Here is a 22,445-nt window from a genome sequence, read left to right as displayed (position 1 = left end):
TCCTGCGAACAATGTTTTTTCATCGTCGATAAAAACAATTTCATCTTTAAACAACTGTTTTTGAAGCTGGTGCCCGGTTGATACAAAATTAGGGTAACATTAAAAAGTTAGTGAGTAGTTATTAAGAGAAATAAGTCAGCATCCTTTATCATAAAGGATTTTGTACCATAATTTCTCCTGGTATTTAGAAGTTAACTATCTCGCTGAACTTATTGTTGGCTATGTATTTGAGTATTCCCCTGCTGCCGCAGGCCACCTTCGAACTATTTCTTCATCCCTCCCATTTCGAGGATTGTATTGTATTCATCTTCCGTCACGGCACATACTGAAAGCCTTCCCTGCCTGATCAGCTGAAAATTCTCCAATCGCTTCTCCGCCTTCATCTGCGCCAGTGTCACATGTTCTTTAAACGGCTTTACCGGTTGAAGCTCTACCACCACCCAATTCGGATCAGGTGTGGTCGGATCCTGGTAAGACTCTTTCGCCACTTTTGCAATCCCTACTACTGCCAGTCCTTCATTACTATGGTAAAACAATACCTGGTCACCCTTCTTCATTGCCTTCATATTATTCCTGGCCTGGTAGTTTCTCACCCCATCCCAAAATGTTTTTCCATCTTTTACAAACTGCTCCCAGGAATACTTAAACGGCTCCGATTTAACTAACCAATAATTCATCAAAAGAAAGTTTTAAAATTACCAGCCACTACATCAGCAGTAAGCACGGTATTAATATTCAAGTCATGGATACTGAGTTACCAATCACTTGCCAGTACGTTGGCAGGATTTAGCTATCAGTTCATATCCTTTTACCAGCCACTCGCCAATACATCGGCAATATGCATGGTCTTAATATTCAGGTTATGTTTTTTGATATACCCATCCAGGTGCATCAGGCAGGAAAGATCCGTAGATATCAGGTATTCCGCCCCTGTAGCTATTGCATTGTGTACCTTCTGCTCACCCATTCCAATCGAAATAGGTTCGTATTTTACGGCAAAAGTACCTCCAAAACCACAACAGGTCTCACAATCATTCATCTCCGTCAGTTCCAGTCCCTTCACCTTACTCAGGAGATTTCTTGGCCCCTGTTTGATATGACATTCCCTCAGCGCTGCACAGGAATCATGATAGGTAGCCAGCCCATTCAGCGTAGCGCCTAAATCAGTTACATGCAGTACCTCCGTCAGAAATTCTGTAAATTCATACAGCTGCTTGCGCAACAGTTTTACATCATTGTGAGCGGCAGAATTGTCGAACAGCTTCCCATAGTAATTGCGTACAAACCCAGTGCAGGAGCCACTGGGTGCCACGATGTAGTCAAAAGTGTGAAAATCCTTTACAAACTTGGTCGCCACAGCTCTCGCCTCATCCCAATACCCTGCATTAAAAGCAGGTTGCCCACAGCAGGTTTGGTTTGCATTGTAACTGACGTTACAACCCAGTTTCTCCAATACTTTGACCATATTGAAGGCTGTTTCGGGAAATAACTGATCTACAAAGCAGGGGATAAAAAGCTGAACGTTCATCGAGTTAGTCTTTATGTGTAGCATATATAACCTGCTAGCTACTTGAAAATTTAAATTGTCTGCTGCAACTTCCGCATCATACTGATCATTACACCTGTCCCCAGGCACCAGGAAATTTACATCCTCTTTACATCTTTTATATCATGCCGGTCATTCACCCAACCGCAAGTCTGGCCACCAAAGCCTTACTTACCCTGCTGCAACTTCCGCATCATACTGATCATCTTCAATGCAGTCAGCGCAGCCTCTTCACCTTTATGTCCGTGTTTACCACCCAATCTGTCCGTCGCCTGCTCCATGTTATCCACCGTCAAAATCCCGAAGATAACAGGTACAGGCAATTCCAGGTTCAGCTGCATCAATCCTTCCGTCACCCCTTTACAAACGTAATCGAAATGTGGCGTTTCTCCACGGATCACACAACCAAATGCAATAATAGCGCCAGGCTGAGCACCTGTGCGCTGGGTATGCTCCCAATATTGTTTCGCAGCGAAAGGCAGTTCAAATGCCCCCGGTACTTTTACTTTAGCAATTTTAGATACATTATATCCGGCAAGTGTCTTATCACAGCCAGCCACCAACTCATTGATGACAGTATCATTCCATTCGGTATACACTATAACAACACTGGCATCCTCTATTCCGAGAATGCCAGTATCGTCCAATAAACTTTGATTATGTATTGACATGTTGAATATATTCTACCGGGAGTAAGAATACACCATTCAATGTTGCATCCTCCTCTTCCGAAATTATTCTCTAACTACACCCAGTCTCGCCAGATATTTATCCATCTCGCGACCTTCGTTTGACTGAGGATATTTTTCGCGGATCTCTTTGTAGATGGAGATCGCTTCATCGTTTTTACCAGCCAGTTCCAGGGCTACACCTGCACGAAACAGGTAAGTTGGACCGGTAAAATCGTTGTCGCTGTACTGACCAGCTTTTTTGTAGTATTTGATACCTTCTTCAGTATTCTTCAGTTCCATGTAAGCATCACCGGTTACGCCATAAGCCATAGCCTGTACCAGTTGATCACCTGCATTGAAATCTTTCAGCATATCGATACCTTCCTGGAATTTGCCTGTTCTTACATAGCAAATGCCAGCATAGTATTTTGACAGTTGACCAGTTTTGGTACTGCCATATTTTTTAATGACCTGTAAGAAGCCGTCGTTGTTACCGTCTCCGTTCAGGGCCAGGTTAAATGAATCCTTTTCAAAAGCTTTCTGTGCGTGGAATACCATGTCCGCTGCTTTCTTCTCGTTCGGTGCTTTAATGAACCTGTTGTAGGCAAAAGTACCGCCTATCACCACCAGGATAACGATTACGGCGATGTTGATGACGTTCTTGTTCTTGTAATAGAAATCTTCAGCCTTGTGTACAGAGCCTTGCAAGTCGAAGTCCTTGGTTACAGGAGCAGTTTCAGCGGCCTTATTTTTTGTTTCGGTCATTGTAAATGTGATCGTTTAAAAGTATTTCTTGTTAGGGTACAGGTACGGCCTGATTGCCATATTCCCGCAAATATAAAAAAGGTTAGCGAATCTCCCATGCCATTTCATGCACGGACGCGACCGCTAACCTATTAAATATCACTTAGTCAACAATGAAAGGATAATCCTGTTGTGTGTATACATCTTTCAGCAGTTCATCGTCAGAAGGCCATGGAGAATTTTCTGCAAATTCTACGCAATGTTCAACCTGTTGTTTAACCTTCTCGGTGATTGCTTCGATTTCTGCATCTGTCGCCCATTTGTTTTTCTGAATGGTCTTCAGTACTACAGTCAGTGGATCTCTTTCTTTGTATTCTTCTACTTCTTCTTTGGTACGATACTTAGCAGGATCACTCATGGAGTGACCACGGTAGCGGTAAGTCTTGATTTCCAGTAAAGATGGACCTTCGCCGGTGCGCGCACGCTTTACAGCTCTTTCCATACCTTCATGTACCGCTTCGCAGCTCATACCGTCGATGGTATCGCTCGGCATGTCGTAAGCGTTAGCTAACTTATAGATGTCCAGTACGTTGGAAGTACGTTCTACTGAAGTACCCATCGCGTACATATTATTTTCGCAAATGAAAATTACTGGCAGTTTCCACAGCATGGCCATATTGAATGTCTCATGCAGCATACCCTGACGGGCAGCACCATCTCCGAAGAAGACAACTGCTACATTGTCAGTACCTTTGTATTTCTCAGCAAATGCCAGGCCCGCACCGGTACCAATCTGAGCGCCCACGATACCATGTCCGCCGAAAAAGTTATGCTCTAAAGAGAAAAAGTGCATACTTCCACCCTTACCCTTAGAACAGCCCGTAGCCTTACCATACAGTTCAGCCATACAAGCATCCGGAGACATACCTTTGGCAATCGCCAGAGCGTGGTCACGGTAAGCAGTGATGAATTTATCCTCCGGTTTAGTTGCAGTCATACAACCCGCAGCAATAGCTTCCTGTCCAATGTACAGGTGGCAAAAACCACGAATCTTCTGCATTCCATATAATTGGCCGGCTTTTTCCTCAAAGCGGCGCAGCAAGAGCATCAATTCATACCAGTACAAATACGTCTCTTTGGTGAACTTCGTCTTTACGTCTGTTTTTGTAGCCACTGTTTCTTAATTTGTCCGCAAATATAACAGGAAAATCCTAAAAACTAAATACTTTGCAACTTTGCTGGAAATACATACCATAATAATATAATAGACACCTGCCATACAGGGGTTAAAAAAAATATAATTTGCTGTCGCTCAAAAAGATAACATTAGTACAATTTAAGAACTATACCCGGGCCGATCACCGGTTTACCCAAAGGATCGTGGGCATTACCGGACGCAACGGTTCCGGCAAGACGAACCTCCTGGACGCCATTTACTACCTCTGCTTCACCAAAAGCTACTTTACCAGCAGCGAAGCCCAGAACACCCAATACAACACCAATGGCTTCCGTATCGACGCCCTGCTAGACAAGGAAGGCCATGAAGAACATATCATATGCACCGTCAAAGACGGCAAAAAGGACATTGTACTCAATGACGAATCGTATGAACGCTTTTCCATGCATATCGGGAAATTTCCCGCTGTCATGATCGCCCCCGACGATGCCGAAATCATCCTGGGAGGTAGCGAAGAACGCCGGAAGTGGCTGGATGCCCTGCTCTGTCAGTTACACCCCGGCTACCTCGATCACCTCATTTCCTATCAAAAGATAATACAGCAGCGCAACAGTCTGCTCAAAGCCCCCCCTGCCGCCGGACAGGACCTCCTGCTCGATGTTTTTGACGATCAGCTGATCCAACATGGTACACCTATATATGAATGGCGTAGAAATTTTTTGCCGGCATTCATACAACAGGTACAATCATTATATGATTATATCGCCGGCCAGCATGAAGTGGTGAACATTCAATATCTCTGCGGCCTTCATGAGCAGTCTTTTGCACAACTGCTGCATGCGAATCGCTATAAGGATACAATGATGCAGCGTACTACAGGGGGTATTCACAGAGATGATCTGCTGTTTCTGCTGGATGACCATGCTATGAAAACAAGCGCATCGCAGGGACAGCGTAAAAGTTTTTTATTTGCACTGAAACTGGCGCAGTATGAAGTGATTAGAAAACATAAAGGCTTTGCACCATTACTGTTGCTCGATGATGTGTTTGAAAAACTGGACCAGGAGCGTGTTTCACGGCTTATACAACTGGTAAGCGGTACTGAGTATGGACAGGTTTTTATCACTGATACACATGCTACAAGATTACTCGATGCATTTAATGAAAAAGAAGCAGGTTTTCAATTGGTAGAGATGGAGTAATCCGTATCTTTGCGACATGCGCTACGGTATTACGACAATGGGAGATGCCCTCAGAGATTTTATGGACAAAAGCCGGATGAAACCACGGCTTACAGAAGTACGGATCAGGGAGAACTGGGAACAAATTATGGGTAAGACGATCTCCAGGTATACCGAAAGTATTCAGCTGATAGATGGGAAGTTGTTGATCTCTACCAGTGTAGCGCCATTGAAGCAGGAACTCTCCTATTCAAAAGATAAGATTATTAAGTTGGTGAATGAGATGCTGGGTGAGCAGGTCGTGAGGGAGGTGGTGATCCGGTAAGGATGAATTGTCATGAGCGAATCCATGGTTAAGAAAGTGATGATCCGTTAGGATCATTTTTTTTTCTTGTATAAGTTCCTGAGCGAATCTCTGGCAAACAATGTGATGATCCGTTAGGGTCATTTTTTTTCTGATTTACCATCATCTTTAAACGGCGAAAACATTAGCTGCAGCTAATGCCCTCTACCGGTTGTGGACTATAAACTAGCCATTGCCTTTGGCTTCTTATTAAACTCCTTAATCAACCCATTGATATCCTCAAAACGCAAGCTGGTATGTAAATGCACCATGATCATATCTTTCTCATCCTGAATTAACAACACCACATTCCCCAGGTTTTCCTCCGTCCCTTTATTCAGTACATGCACAATATTTCCATGATCCCTTACTTCCATCAGTAAATCAAAGTTTTCTTTGTCGATCAGCTTTTGTTTCAGGTTGGTCAGGTCACTGCCCGGAATAGGCCCGTCATATCCCTGCATGATATAGACCTTCATCTTGCGGATCTTTGAGAAAAGTTTCTTTGCATTTACGCCGTCTTCACCCTCCTCATTTGGAATAAAGCCTCGTACTATGCGAAGTGGCAATCTGCCAATACCCATTTTTAAAGTCAGGGCTACGCCTCTATGGGCATTGTAAAATTGTGTGAGCAGGCGATCCTGTGCGTGTGTAGTACTTGTACCCAGCAATAAGCAGCATACGATTGATAATACAAGGCAATGTTTCATAAGGGTTGTTTTTTAATTCAGAGCGAATTAGGAAATGTTTTTTTTAACTCAGTGCTTTTTCGTTTCTAAACACTTTCTCATTCTGTGCTTTAGCTATTGAACACCTTCTCTTTTTAGTGCTTTCGTTACGGAGCACTTTCTCATTCTGTGCTTTAGCTATTGAACACCATCTCATTCAGTGCTTTTCGTTACGGAGCACTTTCTCATTCGGTGCTTTTCGTTACGGAGCACTTCATTTTCTGCACTTCGTTGCCGCGCACTTTTCCTGTTTAATACTTACTTTTTATTCAACGCTTTCAGCTTATCCATACCATCAATATTCACATCATTGGCAATCTGGCTGATTTCGTTCAGGTCGATATCACCTAAGAGACTCATTGCAACGAATTCATCCTTGCCACCCACTAGCATGACTAATTCCGCAATATTCCCCTTAGTGTTTTCTTTTACCATGAATTTTACAAGCTCTCCGTCACTACGTACAGTCATTAATTCTTCATACTCTTTCGTGAGCATGGAAGCCGCTTCCTGGTAAAGTTTACTTCCTTCTTTGGCGTTTTCTTTTACAAGGATTCTCAGTCCTTTGAGCTTTTTGACGATCGTCATGAAGCTTTTTCCTTCAGCAGAATTGATATCAAATTTGCTGAACATGGAGAACATTTTAGGTGTGACGCTGACCAGGGTAAAGCTCTGGTCGTTTTCATACTTTTGAAAAAAGCGGTCGATCACACTTACTTGTTGGGCAAAAAGACCCGTACCTGCTGTTATTAGCAACAGCAATAAACATAACCGTTTCATTGTTTAAATTTTATATTAAAGGAATTAGAATGGCCAGATTTGTATTTGTTACGTTTCAAGTGCTCTCAAATCATTAATCGCCTGACTTTTCAGGGTTTTAACGAGTTTTTATATTATATAAGCAGCGACATCATTATTTTCCTCCGCTTCAATTTCAGCTAACTACTTCATTTACTTCCCCTAATCCGCCTTTATATACTCTGTCGCCTCATTAAAATAAGCGATCTTCTTCGCCTGCGTCGTCCCCTTATTCAGGTTCTTCGCCAACAACTCCAACGCTTTTTTTGTCGCAGCATATGCTTCTTTCGAATCTTCATAGGTATCTGCCTGGTTCAGGGCCTGCGCCATCCTGTCTGGATTACTACCTTCCTCCTGTTTTGTTTTGAACTGACGGCCACCATATACCAATCCTACTCCTAAAAGCAATACCGCCGCATATTTCATCCAGTGCTGGTAAGGACGAGGCATAGAAACCACTACCGTAGACCGGGATGTATTTCCCTCCACAACTTCACCATTCACCTTCGGCACCTCCCTCACGGTTTCCGACATCTCACCTGCTACCTTCAACCCTTCCCTCCCTGCTTCCTGCATCTCACCTCCTACCTTCAGCTCCTCCTCCTTCATTTCCTCCAACATCTCCCATCCCAACTCCGGCACCTCCCTCCCTGCTTCCGCAGCAAAATACCCGAACAGCGGCGCTGCCTCCTGCAAATCCGCAGGCAATCCCTGTCGATTCTCAGCAAAAAAACTGCGCAACAGGTCCTCTTCTTCCAGCGAAGTTTCTCCTTCCCAATACCGGGTTAGCAATCCTCTGATCTCATTATACTCCATACACTTGCAGTTTTTGTAATTGTTCACGTACTGATTTACGGGCACGATGTAAATTCACTTTCACGTCGCTCAGGTCAAGTTCCAGAATATCAGCGATTTCCTGATAAGTATGACCCTCTATATCACGCAGTTGCATAATAGTACGGTATTTTTCCGGCAACGCACGCATGATCCGGTGAACGCTGTTCATGACATCCTGCTTCGCAGCTGCTTCATGCGGATTGTCCTGATGTGTAACAGCTATTTCAACAGCCTTGTCCAGCTCTTCTGATCTACGGTGCTTTTTGGATTTTAATTTATCCAAAGCCAGGTTTCTGACTATTCGCATGCACCATGCTTCCATGTTCTGCAACTCGGCCATACGGTCTTTCTGTTGCCAGACCTTCACCATCGCATCCTGGGTAATGTCCCTTGCGTCTTCTTCGTTTCCCAGCAGGTGGTAAGCAAAGCGATAGAGCTTTTGCCTGACCGGGACGACTTGTGATTCAAATATTGCAAGAGACATATGTTATACCAGTGCGTTTATATAAGGAAGACGACTCGTGGAAGGGTTTGTTACAAATGATGCCAATTTTTTTTAAAAAAAGTGGATTAAAATAAAAAAAGCCCCTTAGGGCCTTGATTTACAATACAATTTATAATTTAATTCTAGGATCTATCACACTATACAACACATCTGCCAATAAATTTATTACCACAAATATCCCCGCCGTAAACAACACTGCCCCCATCAGCACAGGAAAATCAAACTTCTCCAACGCATCCACCGTCATTTTCCCGATCCCCTTCCATCCAAATATATACTCCACAAAAAACGCCCCGGCCAATAACTCTGCAAACCACCCAGTAATTGCCGTCACCACCGGGTTCAGGGCATTTCGCAAAGCATGCCTGAAAATCACCGTCCTTTTCTGCAGACCTTTGGCATAGGCCGTACGGATATAATCCTGGTGCAATACATCCAGCATCGCCCCCCTGGTCAACTGCACGATGATCGCCAATGGCCGGATACCCAATGTTATAGCAGGTAAGATCAGATTCTTTAATGTCAGCGTTCTGCCGGAAAAGGCGTCATAATCAAACAAACTCCCCGTCATATGCAACCCTGTATAATCACTTAGTACAAAGCCAAACAGATATGCCAGCACTATCCCCATAAAAAACGACGGCGCCGAGATCCCGACCACACTGCCAAACACCGCCCCCGTATCCATCCAGGTATCCTTTTTTACGGCTGATAAAATGCCTAACCCAATCCCCGCTACTGTTGCAAACAGGATGGCCGCTATGGACAAGACCAATGTACCTGGCAGCGCTTCTGTAAGCATTTCCCACACATCCTTCTTTCCCTGGTAGGATCTTCTTAAATAAGGTGTTTTCAATACCAGCAGTCGATCCCCACTTAAATGCAGGAGACTTATATAATGTAAATTAACTGCCTCTTCCCGGGCATGCACCGAAATGGGCGATAAGTCATTCAGGTACAGGAGAAACTGTACAGCTACAGGCTTATCCAGATGCAACTCCTTCCGCACATTCTCCAACGACGCCACATCTGCCCGCTGACCAAGGGTCAATCTCGCAGGATCGCCCGGCAACACATTAAATAAAAAAAATACCAGTGCCACTACTCCGAGTAGCACCAGTATTCCGTAAGTTATTTTCCGTAAGAGAAATCTCAGCATATTCTGTCTATAGCAAATGGCAAATGGCAATACCTCCACATTCCTTTAACCGACCCTTTCTCCGGCAATATCAAATATCCCGCAGGCTTACATCCTTTTCAGGAAAGAACAATCACTCTCTTTACGGAATATCATGATAATGCCACTTCCCCTTAATCGTCCCTTTTTCCAAAAGGATCAAACAAGGATTTGACCTACCTGCCGTCTTGATCGCCGTTCCATCCATATTCAAAAACTGGAACTGCAACCCATGGGCCTTCACAAAACCATCCACCTGATCCTTCGTAGAAGCTGTTACTCCATAAATATAACATTTACCCTGCGCCTGTTGCTGTTGCAACGCATGTATTTTCTCATCCCAGCCTTTTCCTGCCTCATTCACATCCTTCACCAGGAACAAATACACCGGCATGGCCTCAGACAAAATCGCCTCCGTCTGGTTCCCCCCATCAAAATCTGTGAGTATAAAATCCTTGATCGGTGGCTCACCATCCCCTTCCTTTACCAATTTGTCCTTTCTGTCTACATATACCCAGGTACTGTCATTCCATGGGAAATCCTCTGTCGTAAACTCCTTCTCCTTACCATCCTTTTTATAGATCAGCACCGTCTCAAATACATCCGGATGTGAACCCGGCGGCAATTTCATCTTCTCAGGAATATTATTACCCACCTTATATCCAAGGCAATCCACCACTGGCAAATGCGCCAGCGTATACCACTGAACACCTAATGAAAAGACCAGTGACAACAGCATCAACGCCCCATTGACCTTTGTACCGAACAATGGTCCGATCTTATTTCTATACAGGAAGATGACAAGAATCATCACCAGCAAAGCCACATCTTTCCAGAAAGTTTCTGCCGGAGACAACTTGATACAATCCCCAAAACAACCACACTCGCGCACTGTACCGCTAAACAGCGCATACGCCGTGAGGAACGTAAAGAACGCAATAAGCAGCAATATAAGCCACGAAAACAGCCGCATTCTATACCCGATTAATATCGCCACGCCACACACAATTTCAAATGTATTCATGGCCACTGAGTATACCAGCGAGTAGTGCGACATAAAGCCCAGGTGCAATACTTCAAAAAACTCGTCCATTTTATAACTCAGGCCCAGCGGATCGTTCGCTTTGATCAGACCGGAGAAGATGAACAACACCCCTACAATGATTCTTAATAGGTTAAGGAGAAATTTCATGGATAATTTAATTTATTGTGTCAGTTTACCTATCGGCACATCAACACATTATAGCTAAATTTGCAAGGCAAAATAATCAATAATACGCAAACAGGATAAATGGAAAGGAGGAATGGCAATATGAGTACAATTAACTGTAAAGGCAAATTACTGGATCTGTCAACCCCGGTGGTGATGGGGATCATCAATATCACTGATGACTCTTTTTTTGCTGATAGCCGTACCAAACAACTGGATGCGATACTGGAAAAGGCAGCGCAGCACCTGGCAGAAGGCGCTAAAATACTGGATATAGGGGCTCAAAGTACCCGACCAGGATCATTGACCGTAGGAGAACAAACGGAAATTGACAGACTGATACCGGCTATCGGGGCACTGGTAGCACAGTTTCCGGACGTCATTATCTCTATCGACACCTACTATGCAAAGGTGGCTGAACAATGTATGGCTGCAGGTGCGGCCATCATCAATGATATCAGTGCCGGAGATATGGACCCGGATATGATCGCTGTGGCGGCAGCTACAAAGGCACCCTATATCGCCATGCACATGCAGGGAACACCCGCCAGCATGCAGCACCAGCCACAGTATGAAGATGTGACAAGGGAAGTACTGGATTATTTTATACAAAAAAAAGCGGAATGCATACAGGCAGGGATCAATGACCTGATCATTGACCCGGGATTTGGTTTTGGAAAAACCATTGCACACAATTATACTCTTTTGAAAAACACGAATGCTTTTCATATATTGGATTGTCCTTTATTGATTGGCATTTCCAGAAAATCGATGATTTATAAATTGCTGGAAAATACACCAGCGGAAGCGCTGAACGGGACTACGGTTTTGAATACACTTTCCTTACAGGCAGGCGCGCATATATTACGGGTACATGATGTGAAGGCTGCAGTAGAAGCAGTGAAGATACACCAGTACATGAAAGGTCTCTAAATGGTCTCTGCTTAAAATGCCTGGCATAAACCCACTTTAAAAACATGCAATTTTTAACATTTCATACCTGGGAATGAATTGCCTATTTAAACCATATCTATTTAATATTCACTATTTTTACAATCTATGGATGACTTGTTTCAATTTTACGGATACCGTTACAACTGGTTAAATGTCCTTGACCTGGCGATTGTAATCTTCCTTGTGATACAGCTCTATCGCCTGCTCAAAGGCAGTCTGGCTTTCAATATATTCGTTGGCCTGCTCATGGTGTACTTCGCCTATTTCATGGTGGAGCTCCTGCACATGCCAATCCTCACCCTGATCCTGCAGAACTTTATCAATATCGGTCTGATCGCTATTATCATCATCTTTCAACCTGAAATCCGCAAGTTCCTGCTGGTGTTAGGTAAAAAAGCACCGCTGAGCAAGGATAGTTTCTTTACGAAGCTCTTCTTACCTGATAAATTCAAAAGCTATAAAGAAGAAGAAAACATCATCGACGAAGTAGTAACTGCTGTGAGCCGCATGGCTGCCACCTCTACAGGCGCCCTGATCGTATTGTCCAACTCTTATCGTGTAAAATTTGATACTGCTTCCAGCGTCTCTCTCGATAGTAATATCAATGCAAAACTGCTGGAAAGCATCTTCTGCAAAGGCAGTCCGTTGCATGATGGCGCGCTCATCATCGTGGGAAACAAGATCCTGGCGGCCAAGGTGATTCTTCCGGTGTCAGAAAATCCGAACCTTCCCATGCAGGTTGGGTTACGACACCGCTCTGCTGTTGGGATTACGGAGCACAGTGATAACCTCGCTATTGTGGTTTCGGAAGAAAGAGGAACGATCTCTTATGCCGAAGATGGAAACTTAGTACAGGATGTGTCGCTGGAAGATCTGAAGAGTAAGTTGTATGAGGTGCTGGTAGATGGCTATGCGGGATAACGGGAATAAAACCCATTTTCAATAAAAACATTCATGATAGCGGTGATTCATCAACGTGGATGAAACCCATTTTCAACGAACCAAAGAGGCTGTTCCAAAAGGAGCAGCCTCTTTGGTTCGTTGTTACAGTCTCTACAGTCAAGGCACGCGTGCGCCAGCAGCAGGACACTTTTAACCTTACCCGTTATAACCAGGGTCAAACTCTACAATCCATTCAATACCATATTTATCCCTGAACATTCCCGCATAGGTACCCCATGGACTGTCGCCAATAGGCCCTTCCACTTCTCCACCTGCTGATAATCCATTAAATATTTTTTCTGCTTCTACCCGGCTTTCGGCATTCACGTGTATTTTAGACCGGTTTTCATTTTCGCTTACCCGCCCCAGAAAACCGGGAACATCGTTAGCTATTAACATATTGTTTTTGCCAAGCGGCAAGCTGATGTACATTATTTTATTTGCCTCATCTTCTGCTACCTGAAAGTCGGGACCTGATAAGTCTTTAAAGCGGGTGATTTTTGTAAACTCGCCGCCAAAAACTGATTTGTAAAAAGTGAATGCTTCTTCGGCATTGCCATTGAAGTTGATCCAGGGATTAATTGCTCTCATGATTTTCATTTTTAGTTGATAAGGAAGAGGTAGACAAAAGTAAGGCAAAAGCTGCACTACACACATCAGCACAACGCAAGGATAACGGCAACAGATTGTAATAAAAAACGAGCGTGTATCAAAAATAAATAAACCTCCTCAGAAGTGCATAAAGGGCAACCTATTTCCATTAGGTACCCGAAAAAGACGAGGCCGTATCTTACTTAAGATACGGCCTCGTCTTTTTTTTTCTATAAGAAGCTAATTACTATTTCTTCTTAGCTGGTGCAGCCGGAACCGCAGGCGCAGCAGTTGGTTTCTTGATATCCAGCAGTTCCACATCAAACACCAGTACGGAGTTAGAAGGGATCATCGGAGTAGGCTGTAAACCATAACCCAGACCAGAAGGCAGGATCAGGATAGCTTTTGAACCTTTTTTCAGAGAAGCGATACCAGCATCCCAACCTTTAATTACATACCCTTTACCAATTGGGAAACGGATAGGTTCCAGTTTTCTACCTGGGTTGATTGTAGAATCAACAGAAGAATCGAAAACTTTACCATTCAGCAGTTTACCAGTGTAGTTTACCACAACGGTATCACCTGGCTGAGGCTGTTCGCCACCACCAGCTACCTGGGTAGCTACATACACACCTTCAGCTGTAGGAGTAACCTGCAGGTTGTTTTTAGCAGTATATTCCTTGATCAGTTTCTGATCTTCCGCCAGTTGTTTAGCAGCAGAATATTTGCTCACTACTACGAAAGTAACGTTCAGCTTGTCACCTTTCTTAGCAAAAGGAGGACGTGGCTGAGGCAGGGAATCTACAGGAATAGCAAAAGTAGCGCTATCACCTTCTTTCAGAGAAGCCAGACCGTCCATCAGGTCCCATTTCTGCTGAGACTTCTGGATCAGTACAGGAACTGGCGCACCATTGCTTCTATCAGCAGATTTAGCCAGGAGGGAATCATTCAGCTTCTGGTATATGTTCATCAGCACAGTGTCACCCACTTTAAGCTGCGCACCGCTACCTGATTTATGAACGATATAATCTACGCCACCGGGCGTCTTTTTTTGACCGCCGGCACCGCAGCTGGCCATTAACAGGCCTAATGCTGCAACTAACAACTGATTGTTCTTTTTCATTTGACTGTATTAGTAGGATTGAATGACTTATTGTAATGCTTCTTCATTTTCGGCGATCGCGTCTACAAAACGCTGTACGGTCCTTTCGAGGGAGTCTGAACTATGACCACCCGATGCATGGAAATGGCCGCCGCCGTCAAAGTACTTCCGGGCAAAGGTATTCACGTCAAAGTCACCTTTGGAACGGAACGACAGCTTTACCTCCTGGTGACGGTCTATGATCAGCGCCGCCATCTTGATGCCCTGGATAGAGAGCAGGAAGTTGACCACACCTTCAGTATCGCCCGTCTGCAGGTCAAAACGCTTCAGATCAGTATATGGTATAGCGATCATGGCGGTGTTGTACTCATAATAAACCTCCATCCGGTTCAGCAGGCTATGGCCCAGGAAGCGGAGACGGTTTTCAAGGAAATTATCATAAATCGCCTGGTGAATAAGCTCGTGGTTCAGACCATGATCCAGCAAATCAGCCACCATACGGTGTACACGGGATGATGTAGAGGCAAAACGGAAAGAACCGGTGTCTGTCATGGTACCTGCATAGATGCATTGTGCCATTGCATCATTAATATAACGCTCTTCTCCCATCTTGTGTATTGTCTCATACACTAATAATGCCGTGGAAGCCGCTGTAGTGTCGCTCACCCCATATTCAAATACGGGCTGAGGCTCCAGGTGATGGTCAATCAGAATCTTTAGACATTTCAGTGCCGCCAGGTATGGCTCCATGTTCTTGGTTCTGTACAAAGCATTGAAATCCAGGCAAAACAACAATTCTACTCCCTCCAATGCCTTCATCGCTTTATCCTGCGAAGATTCGAAATCCAGCACTTCCTGTGAACCCGGCATCCAATTTAAGAAATCCGGGAAATTGGTAGGCGAAATAACAGTTACGTCGTGTCCTTTCTGCTTCAAATAATGGTACAAGGCCAGAGAACTTCCCATTGCATCTGCATCCGGTTTCTGATGCATTGTTATGACCACTCTTTTAGGGGTTTCCAGCAAAGGCTTAATTTCCTCGATCCTCTTCATTTTATATTAATAATATAATGTAACTGTTTTTACCGAAAAATGAAGTGCGAAGTTCTCTATTTAGCACAGAATTTCAAAATTTTTGGTCGCAGGATTTAAAATTCCCTATAGAAGATCAAAAATGTAGGCTAAATGCCTGTTTTTACAGTAGAATTCGCTCTTTTTTTCTGTCGGTGAGGAGTATCAGGCGCTTTTTTTTTCTGATTGCCCAAAATCTGGTTACATTTGCGCGCAAAATCCGCTAATTAGTTACTCAATATATTATGGCTAACAACAGAACCTTTACAATGATCAAGCCGGATGCCGTAGAAAACGGTCATATCGGTGGTATCCTGAACAAGATCAACGAAGCTGGTTTCCGCATCGTAGCGATGAAGATGACCAGACTGTCTGCTCAGAAAGCAGGTGAATTCTATGCAGTACACAAAGAAAGACCTTTCTATGGTGAACTGGTTGATTTCATGAGCAGTGGTCATATCGTAGCAGCAATCCTGGAAAAAGATAACGCTGTTGAAGAATTCCGCAAACTGATCGGTGCTACCAACCCAGCAAATGCTGAAGAAGGTACTATCCGTAAAATTTATGCTGAGTCAATCGGTCGTAACGCTGTTCACGGCTCTGATTCTGACGAGAATGCTGAGATCGAAGGTAACTTCTTCTTCTCTGGCCTGGAGAAATTCTAAGCCATTTCAGATATTCCAAAAGAGCGTCCTGTAAATTTACAGGGCGCTTTTTTTATTAACTTGCGGGCATGTGGGATATCTATCTGAAAGGATTTAAGGCTTATTTACAACTCGAACGTTCCCTCTCCGGCAACTCTATTGAAGCCTATCTTCGTGATGTAGAGAAACTGGTGCAATACCTGCAGTCCGCCAATCTCCCCCTCCCACCCCATCAGGTTGAACTCACACACTTACAATCCTGTGTACAGTGGATCGCTACACTGGGTATGACAGCCACCTCACAGGCACGTATCATCTCCGGCATCAAAGCCTTTTATAAATACCTCTTATTGGAAGACATCGTCAAACAGGATCCTACTCAATTATTAGAAGCACCAAAAACAAAGCGACAACTTCCCGATGTATTGAGTTTTGAAGAAATAGAGCTCATCATTACACAGGTCAAAACAGGTACACCTGAAGGTGCACGTAACCGTGCTATACTGGAAACCATGTACAGCTGCGGGTTGCGTGTGAGCGAGGTGACTGGCTTACAAATATCACAGTTACACTTTGATGCGGGGTATATTCGGGTTATTGGTAAGGGAGATAAGGAAAGATTGATCCCTATCGGAAGAGATGCCATTAAGTACATCAACATATATAAGGATGAAGTGCGGGTACATATGCCTTGTAAACCCGGACAGGAAGATATTCTTTTTTTAAATCGCAGAGGAAGTGCACTGACCCGTGTGATGATCTTTTTAGTGATAAAAGAGTTGACAGCAATGGCGGGTATTGAGAAACAGGTGTCACCGCATACATTCAGGCATTCATTTGCTACGCACCTGGTAGAAGGTGGGGCGGATCTAAGAGCAGTGCAGGAAATGCTGGGGCATGAAAGTATTACTACGACGGAGATCTATACGCATCTGGATAGAGAGTATTTAAGAGATACATTACAAAGGTTCCATCCAAGATTTTGAGTAATACGTTTTGAGTAATACGTTTTGAAACCAAACGATCTGGTTTAATAAAAGAAAAATCCTTTCTTTTTCAGCAAATGAATAGTGGTTAATTAAGACATCCCCTTACAATTATTACCCTTTTGTTAATGATTCCCCACCCATAACCAACTTATCAATTCCCTTATTATTTTGCACCTGAAAATTCAAACCTACAACCTGTTACACGTTTACACTGTCAAGCTACCTATAGCTGTACAATGAATGCGTTAACATTTCCTATTGCCTGAAATTAAACGCATAAACCAAATGAAAGCGTCATCGCTCCTACATGTACCTACTACCATGCTGTTATCCCTTGTCCTGTTCAGCTGTTCGAAACAGGACATTCCTGCACCCCGTTTAGACAACACCGTAGCCGCTAGCAGCACTGTAGCAGCAGTAAGTGTTGCATCCAATAGCTGGATGACGGTGTTAGCAGACAACACCAATATTGCAGCCATTTCTATTCCCGGTACGCACGACAGCGGGGCACGTGTAGAACCAGTATCAGGTACCGCCAAATGCCAGGATCTCTCTATTGCAGATCAGCTGGAAGCCGGTATCCGCTACCTCGACATCCGCTGCAGACACATTGACAATGCCTTTGCCATTCACCACGGGGCCATCTATCAGAACCTGAACTTCGATGATGTACTGACTGCCTGCAAGACCTTCCTGACCAATCATCCAAAAGAAGTGATTGTGATGAGTGTAAAGGAAGAATATGATGCAAGCAACAACACCCGTACATTCGAACAGACTTTTGATACCTATGTTTCAAAATATGGCAACATCGTTCTGAATGCTACTGTGCCTGATTTAGGAGAGGTGAGAGGCAAAATCGTATTGCTCCGTCGCTTTGCGGCCACCACTACACCCAAAGGCATCGATGCCACCAGCTGGGCTGACAACACTACTTTTAGCATTAATAACGGTAATGCCAGTTTGAAAATTCAGGATAATTATATTGTAAATGACAACGCGTCCAAGTGGAGTAATGTGACTGCATTATTTACTGAATCCAGCACGACGAGTAACAGTACCCTGTATATTAATTATACCAGTGGTTACAAACCTTTGATTTTCGGTATTCCAAGTATCACTACTGTATCAGGCACTATCAATCCACAGATTGACACTTATTTTTCGACGCATACGGCAGGCAGGTATGGGATCGTACCTATGGATTTTGCAAATGCTACAAGATCCACGGCTATTCTGAATACAAACTTCTAAATTGCAAAGGGGCACTGCTGAAAGCAGTGCCCCTTTGCAATCGGGTGTGAATTATAAAACGCCAAAGGCGTTTTATAATTCACACAATTATTTTACCCTACTAACTTATTCAACCAACTCATCGCCTTCTTCACCACCCCACCCTGCATCGTAATATTCATCACACTACATGCATCCACCGCTCTCCTCCCAGGCAATGTCGCCACTTCCGCCTGCTCTTCCCACAGCAACTGCTTATCTCTATACACTTTAAAATAAACATCAGGGCCAAGCAACTGCCCGCCGGACAGTTGCTTTCTACTGAATCTGATCTGGTAACGCCCCCGATCGTCTGTGCTGCTATAAGCCAGCATACGGTGGTCACCTGCATTGTACGCTTCTACCCGTAATTGTGATTGTCCCTGTTTATCCTGGGTACGCCTAACTATTCCGGCGATCACCCATGTACCATAGCTGGCTCGGATCTGTGCCCAGCTTTCAGCAGGTATTACATAAGCATAAGCTGCTACATACCGCTGCAATGAATGCTTCCATTGAGGTACCAGCCGACTCAGTTGGAAATGTGTTTCCTTCCGCTCACCTGCCTCCTCGGGCATGCCCTGCAAACAGATATCTAACTCTAAAGGTTCCGTGAATAAGTGCAATTGTTCCCAGCTAAGATTGAAATTGCCGTGATGATCCAGGGCGCCTTCAGCCAATAACCGATCGTGCTTATTCAACACCTCTGATGGGGTTAACTGTCTGGGGCCACTAAATGTATTTTTATTGGGGTAACGATTTGATAAATGCCCATCCGGCAAATAAACCCTGATCCGGGCATTTACCAACGGTTCAGTACTGTCAGCTGAGATCAACGCAGAAATGTTTCCAATTAATAGGTAACACATAGTCGTAAGTTTAAAAATTGGGGCCAACCCGGTTAACCTCAAATTTTGTTGTGGTTTCTCTGCATGTCTATTTGGAATGAACAAACTTTGGGTAGAAAGGCCCTGCCGATGCTTGCCCGCATTGTGAGGATAGCCATACCCCACAATGCAAAGATTATGAAGTATCTTTTTTTAAACAAGCGTTAGAATACGTTGTTTTCAGAATACGTAGTTCTACGCATTTTTTAGGGAACCATACGTTAGATTATATATAAAAGCATCCATTTTTTAACACATAACTACCTGACCACAAACAAGATAAATTCATTCACCATCACCTTATGGCACTAAAATGGGATACCAGGCACAGCTTTGAAAAGCGATTATTTATAATAATTTTACCGCCAATTAAAACAACAGCATTCGTATGAGTACAACTAAACCTAACTTCACCCCAGATGCAGGGGGATTCATTCACCATGACGAAGCGAGACGTTTAAGAGACAACTATTGCAACAAAAAACGTCAGAAAGAACCACACAATCCTGACTTCATTCAGGCATACTTCTTCGGAAAAGAAAAACTACAGCAACTCCTTGATTGTCAGGAAGACATTATCGGGCTACGTATTTATTTCGGGGACGACCATGATCATCCTGAAAAGGAACTGAAGAAGATGGTTATTTATGCCGTAAATAACGAAGGCCACAATGTACATTTCAAAGATTCAACCGCAGCAAAACAGATGAATCTTCAGGTTGGCGCAGAAGCTCCTATCCAATTCGCAGCACTGGACCAGGGCTTACCATGTCCGACCAATTGCCCTGATACAGGAACCGTTTAAACCAAAAGGCAGGTGAATTCATTTCTGATTTTTTTCTACATCATGGAGGGGGTCGAATTTTTACTTTTGATCCCCTTTATCATGAAATTCAAAATTCTCGATAAAGGTGGCAGATGGATCTTTTACTATCTTATCAGCAGTGCTGTTTTCGCAAGCGGCTCGCACCTGATTGCTCATGTTTCGAGAAATAACATGTGGTTTTTTAGTCCCATGTCACTCATCCAATTCCTCATTCTTACCATCTTCTTTCACCATGTAATTAAAAACCAACTACTCAAGAAAATTATACTCATTGTTTTTGGACTCGTCACCTGTTTTGCGATAACTGACTACTTTTTCCTGGAGGGGCCAATGGCCTATAACTCCTATGCCCTTTCCGTTGAAAATCTCTTTCTGTTACTGTATAGCGTCATTTATTTCTGGGAACTCATGCGCGACGAGGACCTGGTCAAACAATCCATCTTTGTCAATTACCTACCCAGCTTCTGGTATAATAGTGGGCTGTTTATTTTCCATTGCTCCAACTTTATGTTGTCCCTGGCTTATAACTTTTTGCAGCATGCCCATTTTGACAGAGGTATACAAAATGCCACGCTTTCTATTACCTTTATCGGCGGCTTTGCAGAAGTAGTACTGATCTACATCGGCCTCCTCAAAGCTCAAAAATTCAGGTCATGAACAGTTACGAAGTAGTTATCATCGGTACGGCTGTGATGCTCACCATGGGCATCCTTGTCATCGTACTCGTTATCTTTCAGCAGAAACAGGTTATTAAACACAAACTCCTGATCCGGGACAAGGACCTGCAATTGCAAAAAGAACGATTGGTAGCCATTCTCCAGGGCCAGGAACTGGAACGCAAACGCATCGCAGAAGACCTGCACGATGAAGTTGGCGCACAACTTTCCGTACTCAAACTCAACCTCAACCAGTTGCAGCCATTGCTCAAAACAGGCAATGGCGAACAGGAACAACTTAAAGAGACCAAAGAATTTACAGATACGATCATCCAGCACCTCCGCTTCATCTCACAAAGCCTGCACCCACAGGCTCTTGAAAACCTGGGACTGAGCCGGGCGCTGGATTCCTTCTGTAATATGATGAACCGTAATAAACAGGTGCAGATCCAATTCACCGAAGAAAGTAACCACCACGTTGTGGAACCCGAAAAAGCACTAAATATCTACCGCGTCGTACAGGAACTCATCAACAATATTCTGAAACACGCACAAGCCTCCCAGGTGCAGATCAACTATCACACTACACCTACCCTGCTCAGCATCCACGTTGCAGACAATGGAAATGGCCTGCTGCTCAACTCCCTGGAACTTGCCCGTCATAAAACAGGCAGCCTGGGTCTTAAGAATATTGAAAGCCGCCTCAACATCATAGGCGGTACTATCAGCTACACTGCCGGGCAACCTGCCGGTACCATTGCCGAAATCAAAGTAGAAAATTACCAGCGCGCTGAGTAATCATATTATTTTATTCTAGCTTTGTCCCCTGAGCAATGACACGTGAGATGAAAATCGGGACAATTAACGCAACCAATATAAACTGGCTCCCTCTATGACAAACAACATTAAGGTAGCTATTGCCGACGACCATAAAATCTTCCGGAGTGGGGTGATCAATACCCTCACGCCCTATGAAAACATCAGTGTGGTGTTTGAAGCTGAAGATGGGGTTCATTTATTAGAAATCATGGAAACACAACAACCAGATGTGATTCTCATGGATCTGAAAATGCCCAACATGGATGGCATAGAAGCTACCAAAAAAGTTAGGGAAAAATATGCACACGTAAAAGTGATCGTACTCACCATGTATGAAGATGACAACTTTATCGTGCATCTTATCGAAATGGGCGCGAATGCTTACCTGCTTAAAAATGCAGAACCAGGTGAGATTTACGAGGCTATTTGTACTACCTACGAGAAAGGTTTTTATTTCAATGAAAATGTGAACCTGGCCCTCCTCAAGAAGGTCATGCACAAAACAAAACAACAGTTCAAGCCTACTTTCCGCCACGAGGTGCCCCTTACCGAACGCGAACTGGAAGTACTGCGCCTGATCTGTGAAGAGCTGACTACACAACAGATCTCTGAAAAGATCTTTTTGAGTCCGAGAACAGTGGAAGGGCTACGCCAGAAACTACTGGAAAAAACCGGGGCCAAAAACATTGTCGGCCTCGTGATGTATGCATTTAGAAACGGTCTGATAGAATAGACTGCAATCCTTTAGTAAAAGCCTGGTAGATCAGGCTATTGT

At 43.9% G+C, this 22,445-nt stretch carries 26 protein-coding genes; 11 read left to right on the top strand and 15 right to left on the bottom strand.

Annotated features, from left to right (window positions below):
* Nucleotides 1–263 precede the first annotated feature (263 nt).
* The 5 genes from SIO70_RS17110 to pdhA form a co-directional block, all read right to left on the bottom strand.
* Complete coding sequence (locus tag SIO70_RS17110; protein ID WP_320572611.1) at nt 264–677, bottom strand: EVE domain-containing protein; 414 nt, start codon at nt 675–677, stop codon at nt 264–266.
* 131 nt (nt 678–808) lie between these two features.
* Entirely contained in the window at nt 809–1,552 is a 744-nt protein-coding gene (locus tag SIO70_RS17105; RefSeq protein WP_320572609.1) for a (Fe-S)-binding protein, read from the bottom strand.
* Nucleotides 1,553–1,713: 161 nt separating this feature from the next.
* Complete coding sequence (ribH, locus tag SIO70_RS17100; RefSeq protein ID WP_320572607.1) at nt 1,714–2,217, bottom strand: 6,7-dimethyl-8-ribityllumazine synthase; 504 nt, start codon at nt 2,215–2,217, stop codon at nt 1,714–1,716.
* 63 nt (nt 2,218–2,280) lie between these two features.
* The gene (locus SIO70_RS17095) at nt 2,281–2,982 is read right to left on the bottom strand and encodes a tetratricopeptide repeat protein (protein ID WP_320572605.1); all 702 of its coding nucleotides are present in this window, start codon (nt 2,980–2,982) and stop codon (nt 2,281–2,283) included.
* A 142-nt stretch (nt 2,983–3,124) separates the two neighbouring features.
* Nucleotides 3,125–4,135, bottom strand: a complete 1,011-nt coding sequence (gene pdhA, locus SIO70_RS17090) for a pyruvate dehydrogenase (acetyl-transferring) E1 component subunit alpha (RefSeq protein ID WP_320572603.1) — start codon at nt 4,133–4,135, stop codon at nt 3,125–3,127.
* 128 nt (nt 4,136–4,263) lie between these two features.
* Here pdhA and recF point away from each other — a divergent pair, with 128 nt between their 5' ends.
* Together recF and SIO70_RS17080 are read left to right on the top strand one after the other, a co-directional pair.
* Entirely contained in the window at nt 4,264–5,340 is a 1,077-nt protein-coding gene (gene recF / locus SIO70_RS17085) for a DNA replication/repair protein RecF (protein ID WP_320572602.1), read from the top strand.
* A gap of 16 nt (nt 5,341–5,356) precedes the next feature.
* Nucleotides 5,357–5,644, top strand: coding sequence for a DUF721 domain-containing protein (locus SIO70_RS17080; protein WP_083729090.1), 288 nt, complete (start codon nt 5,357–5,359; stop codon nt 5,642–5,644).
* 197 nt (nt 5,645–5,841) lie between these two features.
* On the opposite strand, the gene SIO70_RS17075 is transcribed toward SIO70_RS17080, so the two are convergent.
* The 6 genes from SIO70_RS17075 to SIO70_RS17050 all read right to left on the bottom strand — a co-directional run bounded on the left by SIO70_RS17075 (nt 5,842) and on the right by SIO70_RS17050 (nt 10,899).
* Entirely contained in the window at nt 5,842–6,372 is a 531-nt protein-coding gene (locus SIO70_RS17075; protein ID WP_320572597.1) for a DUF4252 domain-containing protein, read from the bottom strand.
* Between the two features lie 276 nt (nt 6,373–6,648).
* A complete protein-coding gene (locus SIO70_RS17070; protein WP_320572595.1) occupies nt 6,649–7,170 on the bottom strand; it encodes a DUF4252 domain-containing protein in 522 nt (173 codons plus the stop codon).
* A 180-nt stretch (nt 7,171–7,350) separates the two neighbouring features.
* Nucleotides 7,351–8,004 carry a hypothetical protein gene (locus SIO70_RS17065; RefSeq protein ID WP_320572593.1) on the bottom strand — a complete coding sequence of 218 codons (654 nt, stop codon included), beginning with the start codon at nt 8,002–8,004 and terminating at the stop codon, nt 7,351–7,353.
* Nucleotides 7,994–8,509 carry an RNA polymerase sigma factor gene (locus SIO70_RS17060; protein ID WP_320572591.1) on the bottom strand — a complete coding sequence of 172 codons (516 nt, stop codon included), beginning with the start codon at nt 8,507–8,509 and terminating at the stop codon, nt 7,994–7,996. Before SIO70_RS17060 ends, SIO70_RS17065 begins: the two co-directional genes overlap by 11 nt.
* Before the next feature lie 130 nt (nt 8,510–8,639).
* Nucleotides 8,640–9,689, bottom strand: a complete 1,050-nt coding sequence (locus tag SIO70_RS17055) for an ABC transporter permease (protein ID WP_320572589.1) — start codon at nt 9,687–9,689, stop codon at nt 8,640–8,642.
* Nucleotides 9,690–9,810: 121 nt separating this feature from the next.
* The gene (locus SIO70_RS17050; RefSeq protein ID WP_320572588.1) at nt 9,811–10,899 is read right to left on the bottom strand and encodes a BT_3928 family protein; all 1,089 of its coding nucleotides are present in this window, start codon (nt 10,897–10,899) and stop codon (nt 9,811–9,813) included.
* 99 nt (nt 10,900–10,998) lie between these two features.
* Between SIO70_RS17050 and folP the strand changes: the two genes are divergently transcribed.
* Together folP and cdaA are read left to right on the top strand one after the other, a co-directional pair.
* Complete coding sequence (folP, locus tag SIO70_RS17045) at nt 10,999–11,850, top strand: dihydropteroate synthase (RefSeq protein WP_320572587.1); 852 nt, start codon at nt 10,999–11,001, stop codon at nt 11,848–11,850.
* 126 nt (nt 11,851–11,976) lie between these two features.
* Nucleotides 11,977–12,792, top strand: a complete 816-nt coding sequence (cdaA, locus tag SIO70_RS17040; RefSeq protein WP_320582056.1) for a diadenylate cyclase CdaA — start codon at nt 11,977–11,979, stop codon at nt 12,790–12,792.
* 177 nt (nt 12,793–12,969) lie between these two features.
* On the opposite strand, the gene SIO70_RS17035 is transcribed toward cdaA, so the two are convergent.
* The 3 genes from SIO70_RS17035 to SIO70_RS17025 form a co-directional block, all read right to left on the bottom strand.
* The gene (locus SIO70_RS17035; RefSeq protein ID WP_320582055.1) at nt 12,970–13,404 is read right to left on the bottom strand and encodes a VOC family protein; all 435 of its coding nucleotides are present in this window, start codon (nt 13,402–13,404) and stop codon (nt 12,970–12,972) included.
* Nucleotides 13,405–13,651: 247 nt separating this feature from the next.
* Entirely contained in the window at nt 13,652–14,527 is an 876-nt protein-coding gene (locus SIO70_RS17030) for an FKBP-type peptidyl-prolyl cis-trans isomerase (protein ID WP_320582054.1), read from the bottom strand.
* A gap of 27 nt (nt 14,528–14,554) precedes the next feature.
* Complete coding sequence (locus SIO70_RS17025) at nt 14,555–15,559, bottom strand: DHH family phosphoesterase (RefSeq protein WP_320582053.1); 1,005 nt, start codon at nt 15,557–15,559, stop codon at nt 14,555–14,557.
* Between the two features lie 263 nt (nt 15,560–15,822).
* On the opposite strand from SIO70_RS17025, the gene SIO70_RS17020 reads away from it, so the two are divergent.
* The 3 genes from SIO70_RS17020 to SIO70_RS17010 all read left to right on the top strand — a co-directional run bounded on the left by SIO70_RS17020 (nt 15,823) and on the right by SIO70_RS17010 (nt 18,464).
* A complete protein-coding gene (locus SIO70_RS17020) occupies nt 15,823–16,242 on the top strand; it encodes a nucleoside-diphosphate kinase (RefSeq protein WP_083729068.1) in 420 nt (139 codons plus the stop codon).
* A 68-nt stretch (nt 16,243–16,310) separates the two neighbouring features.
* The gene (gene xerD / locus SIO70_RS17015; RefSeq protein WP_320582052.1) at nt 16,311–17,207 is read left to right on the top strand and encodes a site-specific tyrosine recombinase XerD; all 897 of its coding nucleotides are present in this window, start codon (nt 16,311–16,313) and stop codon (nt 17,205–17,207) included.
* Between the two features lie 288 nt (nt 17,208–17,495).
* Nucleotides 17,496–18,464 (top strand): phosphatidylinositol-specific phospholipase C, encoded by a 969-nt coding sequence (locus tag SIO70_RS17010; RefSeq protein ID WP_320582051.1) that lies wholly within the window; start codon nt 17,496–17,498, stop codon nt 18,462–18,464.
* A 92-nt stretch (nt 18,465–18,556) separates the two neighbouring features.
* Here SIO70_RS17010 and SIO70_RS17005 read toward each other — a convergent pair whose 3' ends face one another.
* Nucleotides 18,557–19,351 (bottom strand): hypothetical protein, encoded by a 795-nt coding sequence (locus SIO70_RS17005; protein ID WP_320582050.1) that lies wholly within the window; start codon nt 19,349–19,351, stop codon nt 18,557–18,559.
* 406 nt (nt 19,352–19,757) lie between these two features.
* On the opposite strand from SIO70_RS17005, the gene SIO70_RS17000 reads away from it, so the two are divergent.
* The 4 genes from SIO70_RS17000 to SIO70_RS16985 all read left to right on the top strand — a co-directional run bounded on the left by SIO70_RS17000 (nt 19,758) and on the right by SIO70_RS16985 (nt 22,403).
* Nucleotides 19,758–20,174: a hypothetical protein gene (locus SIO70_RS17000; protein ID WP_320582049.1), complete on the top strand. Its 417-nt coding sequence runs from the start codon at nt 19,758–19,760 to the stop codon at nt 20,172–20,174.
* A gap of 81 nt (nt 20,175–20,255) precedes the next feature.
* On the top strand, nt 20,256–20,852 hold the full coding sequence (locus tag SIO70_RS16995) for a hypothetical protein (RefSeq protein WP_320582048.1): 597 nt from the start codon (nt 20,256–20,258) through the stop codon (nt 20,850–20,852).
* A complete protein-coding gene (locus SIO70_RS16990; RefSeq protein WP_320582047.1) occupies nt 20,849–21,649 on the top strand; it encodes a sensor histidine kinase in 801 nt (266 codons plus the stop codon). Before SIO70_RS16995 ends, SIO70_RS16990 begins: the two co-directional genes overlap by 4 nt.
* A gap of 94 nt (nt 21,650–21,743) precedes the next feature.
* Entirely contained in the window at nt 21,744–22,403 is a 660-nt protein-coding gene (locus SIO70_RS16985) for a response regulator transcription factor (RefSeq protein WP_320582046.1), read from the top strand.
* Nucleotides 22,404–22,445 lie beyond the last annotated feature (42 nt).

Origin of the sequence: Chitinophaga sancti, from assembly GCF_034087045.1 — a bacterium.
Lineage (GTDB): Bacteria > Bacteroidota > Bacteroidia > Chitinophagales > Chitinophagaceae > Chitinophaga > Chitinophaga sancti_B.
The sequence above is the reverse complement of the archived record's forward strand: the minus strand, read 5'-3'. Positions and strand labels throughout refer to the sequence as shown.

Bases quoted from the DNA above. Each gene is read 5' to 3' on its own strand.
- SIO70_RS17000 (WP_320582049.1), top strand. From the start codon at position 19,758: ATGAGTACAACTAAACCTAACTTCACCCCAGATGCAGGGGGATTCATT.
- SIO70_RS17020 (WP_083729068.1), top strand. From the start codon at position 15,823: ATGGCTAACAACAGAACCTTTACAATGATCAAGCCGGATGCCGTAGAA.
- SIO70_RS16995 (WP_320582048.1), top strand. From the start codon at position 20,256: ATGAAATTCAAAATTCTCGATAAAGGTGGCAGATGGATCTTTTACTAT.
- folP (WP_320572587.1), top strand. From the start codon at position 10,999: ATGGAAAGGAGGAATGGCAATATGAGTACAATTAACTGTAAAGGCAAA.
- xerD (WP_320582052.1), top strand. From the start codon at position 16,311: ATGTGGGATATCTATCTGAAAGGATTTAAGGCTTATTTACAACTCGAA.
- SIO70_RS17110 (WP_320572611.1), bottom strand. From the start codon at position 677: ATGAATTATTGGTTAGTTAAATCGGAGCCGTTTAAGTATTCCTGGGAG.
- SIO70_RS17025 (WP_320582053.1), bottom strand. From the start codon at position 15,559: ATGAAGAGGATCGAGGAAATTAAGCCTTTGCTGGAAACCCCTAAAAGA.
- SIO70_RS17030 (WP_320582054.1), bottom strand. From the start codon at position 14,527: ATGAAAAAGAACAATCAGTTGTTAGTTGCAGCATTAGGCCTGTTAATG.
- SIO70_RS17010 (WP_320582051.1), top strand. From the start codon at position 17,496: ATGAAAGCGTCATCGCTCCTACATGTACCTACTACCATGCTGTTATCC.
- SIO70_RS16985 (WP_320582046.1), top strand. From the start codon at position 21,744: ATGACAAACAACATTAAGGTAGCTATTGCCGACGACCATAAAATCTTC.
- SIO70_RS17070 (WP_320572595.1), bottom strand. From the start codon at position 7,170: ATGAAACGGTTATGTTTATTGCTGTTGCTAATAACAGCAGGTACGGGT.
- SIO70_RS17075 (WP_320572597.1), bottom strand. From the start codon at position 6,372: ATGAAACATTGCCTTGTATTATCAATCGTATGCTGCTTATTGCTGGGT.
- SIO70_RS17050 (WP_320572588.1), bottom strand. From the start codon at position 10,899: ATGAAATTTCTCCTTAACCTATTAAGAATCATTGTAGGGGTGTTGTTC.
- SIO70_RS17055 (WP_320572589.1), bottom strand. From the start codon at position 9,689: ATGCTGAGATTTCTCTTACGGAAAATAACTTACGGAATACTGGTGCTA.
- SIO70_RS17105 (WP_320572609.1), bottom strand. From the start codon at position 1,552: ATGCTACACATAAAGACTAACTCGATGAACGTTCAGCTTTTTATCCCC.
- SIO70_RS17080 (WP_083729090.1), top strand. From the start codon at position 5,357: ATGCGCTACGGTATTACGACAATGGGAGATGCCCTCAGAGATTTTATG.
- SIO70_RS16990 (WP_320582047.1), top strand. From the start codon at position 20,849: ATGAACAGTTACGAAGTAGTTATCATCGGTACGGCTGTGATGCTCACC.
- SIO70_RS17035 (WP_320582055.1), bottom strand. From the start codon at position 13,404: ATGAGAGCAATTAATCCCTGGATCAACTTCAATGGCAATGCCGAAGAA.
- SIO70_RS17065 (WP_320572593.1), bottom strand. From the start codon at position 8,004: ATGGAGTATAATGAGATCAGAGGATTGCTAACCCGGTATTGGGAAGGA.
- cdaA (WP_320582056.1), top strand. From the start codon at position 11,977: ATGGATGACTTGTTTCAATTTTACGGATACCGTTACAACTGGTTAAAT.
- ribH (WP_320572607.1), bottom strand. From the start codon at position 2,217: ATGTCAATACATAATCAAAGTTTATTGGACGATACTGGCATTCTCGGA.
- SIO70_RS17005 (WP_320582050.1), bottom strand. From the start codon at position 19,351: ATGTGTTACCTATTAATTGGAAACATTTCTGCGTTGATCTCAGCTGAC.
- SIO70_RS17095 (WP_320572605.1), bottom strand. From the start codon at position 2,982: ATGACCGAAACAAAAAATAAGGCCGCTGAAACTGCTCCTGTAACCAAG.
- SIO70_RS17060 (WP_320572591.1), bottom strand. From the start codon at position 8,509: ATGTCTCTTGCAATATTTGAATCACAAGTCGTCCCGGTCAGGCAAAAG.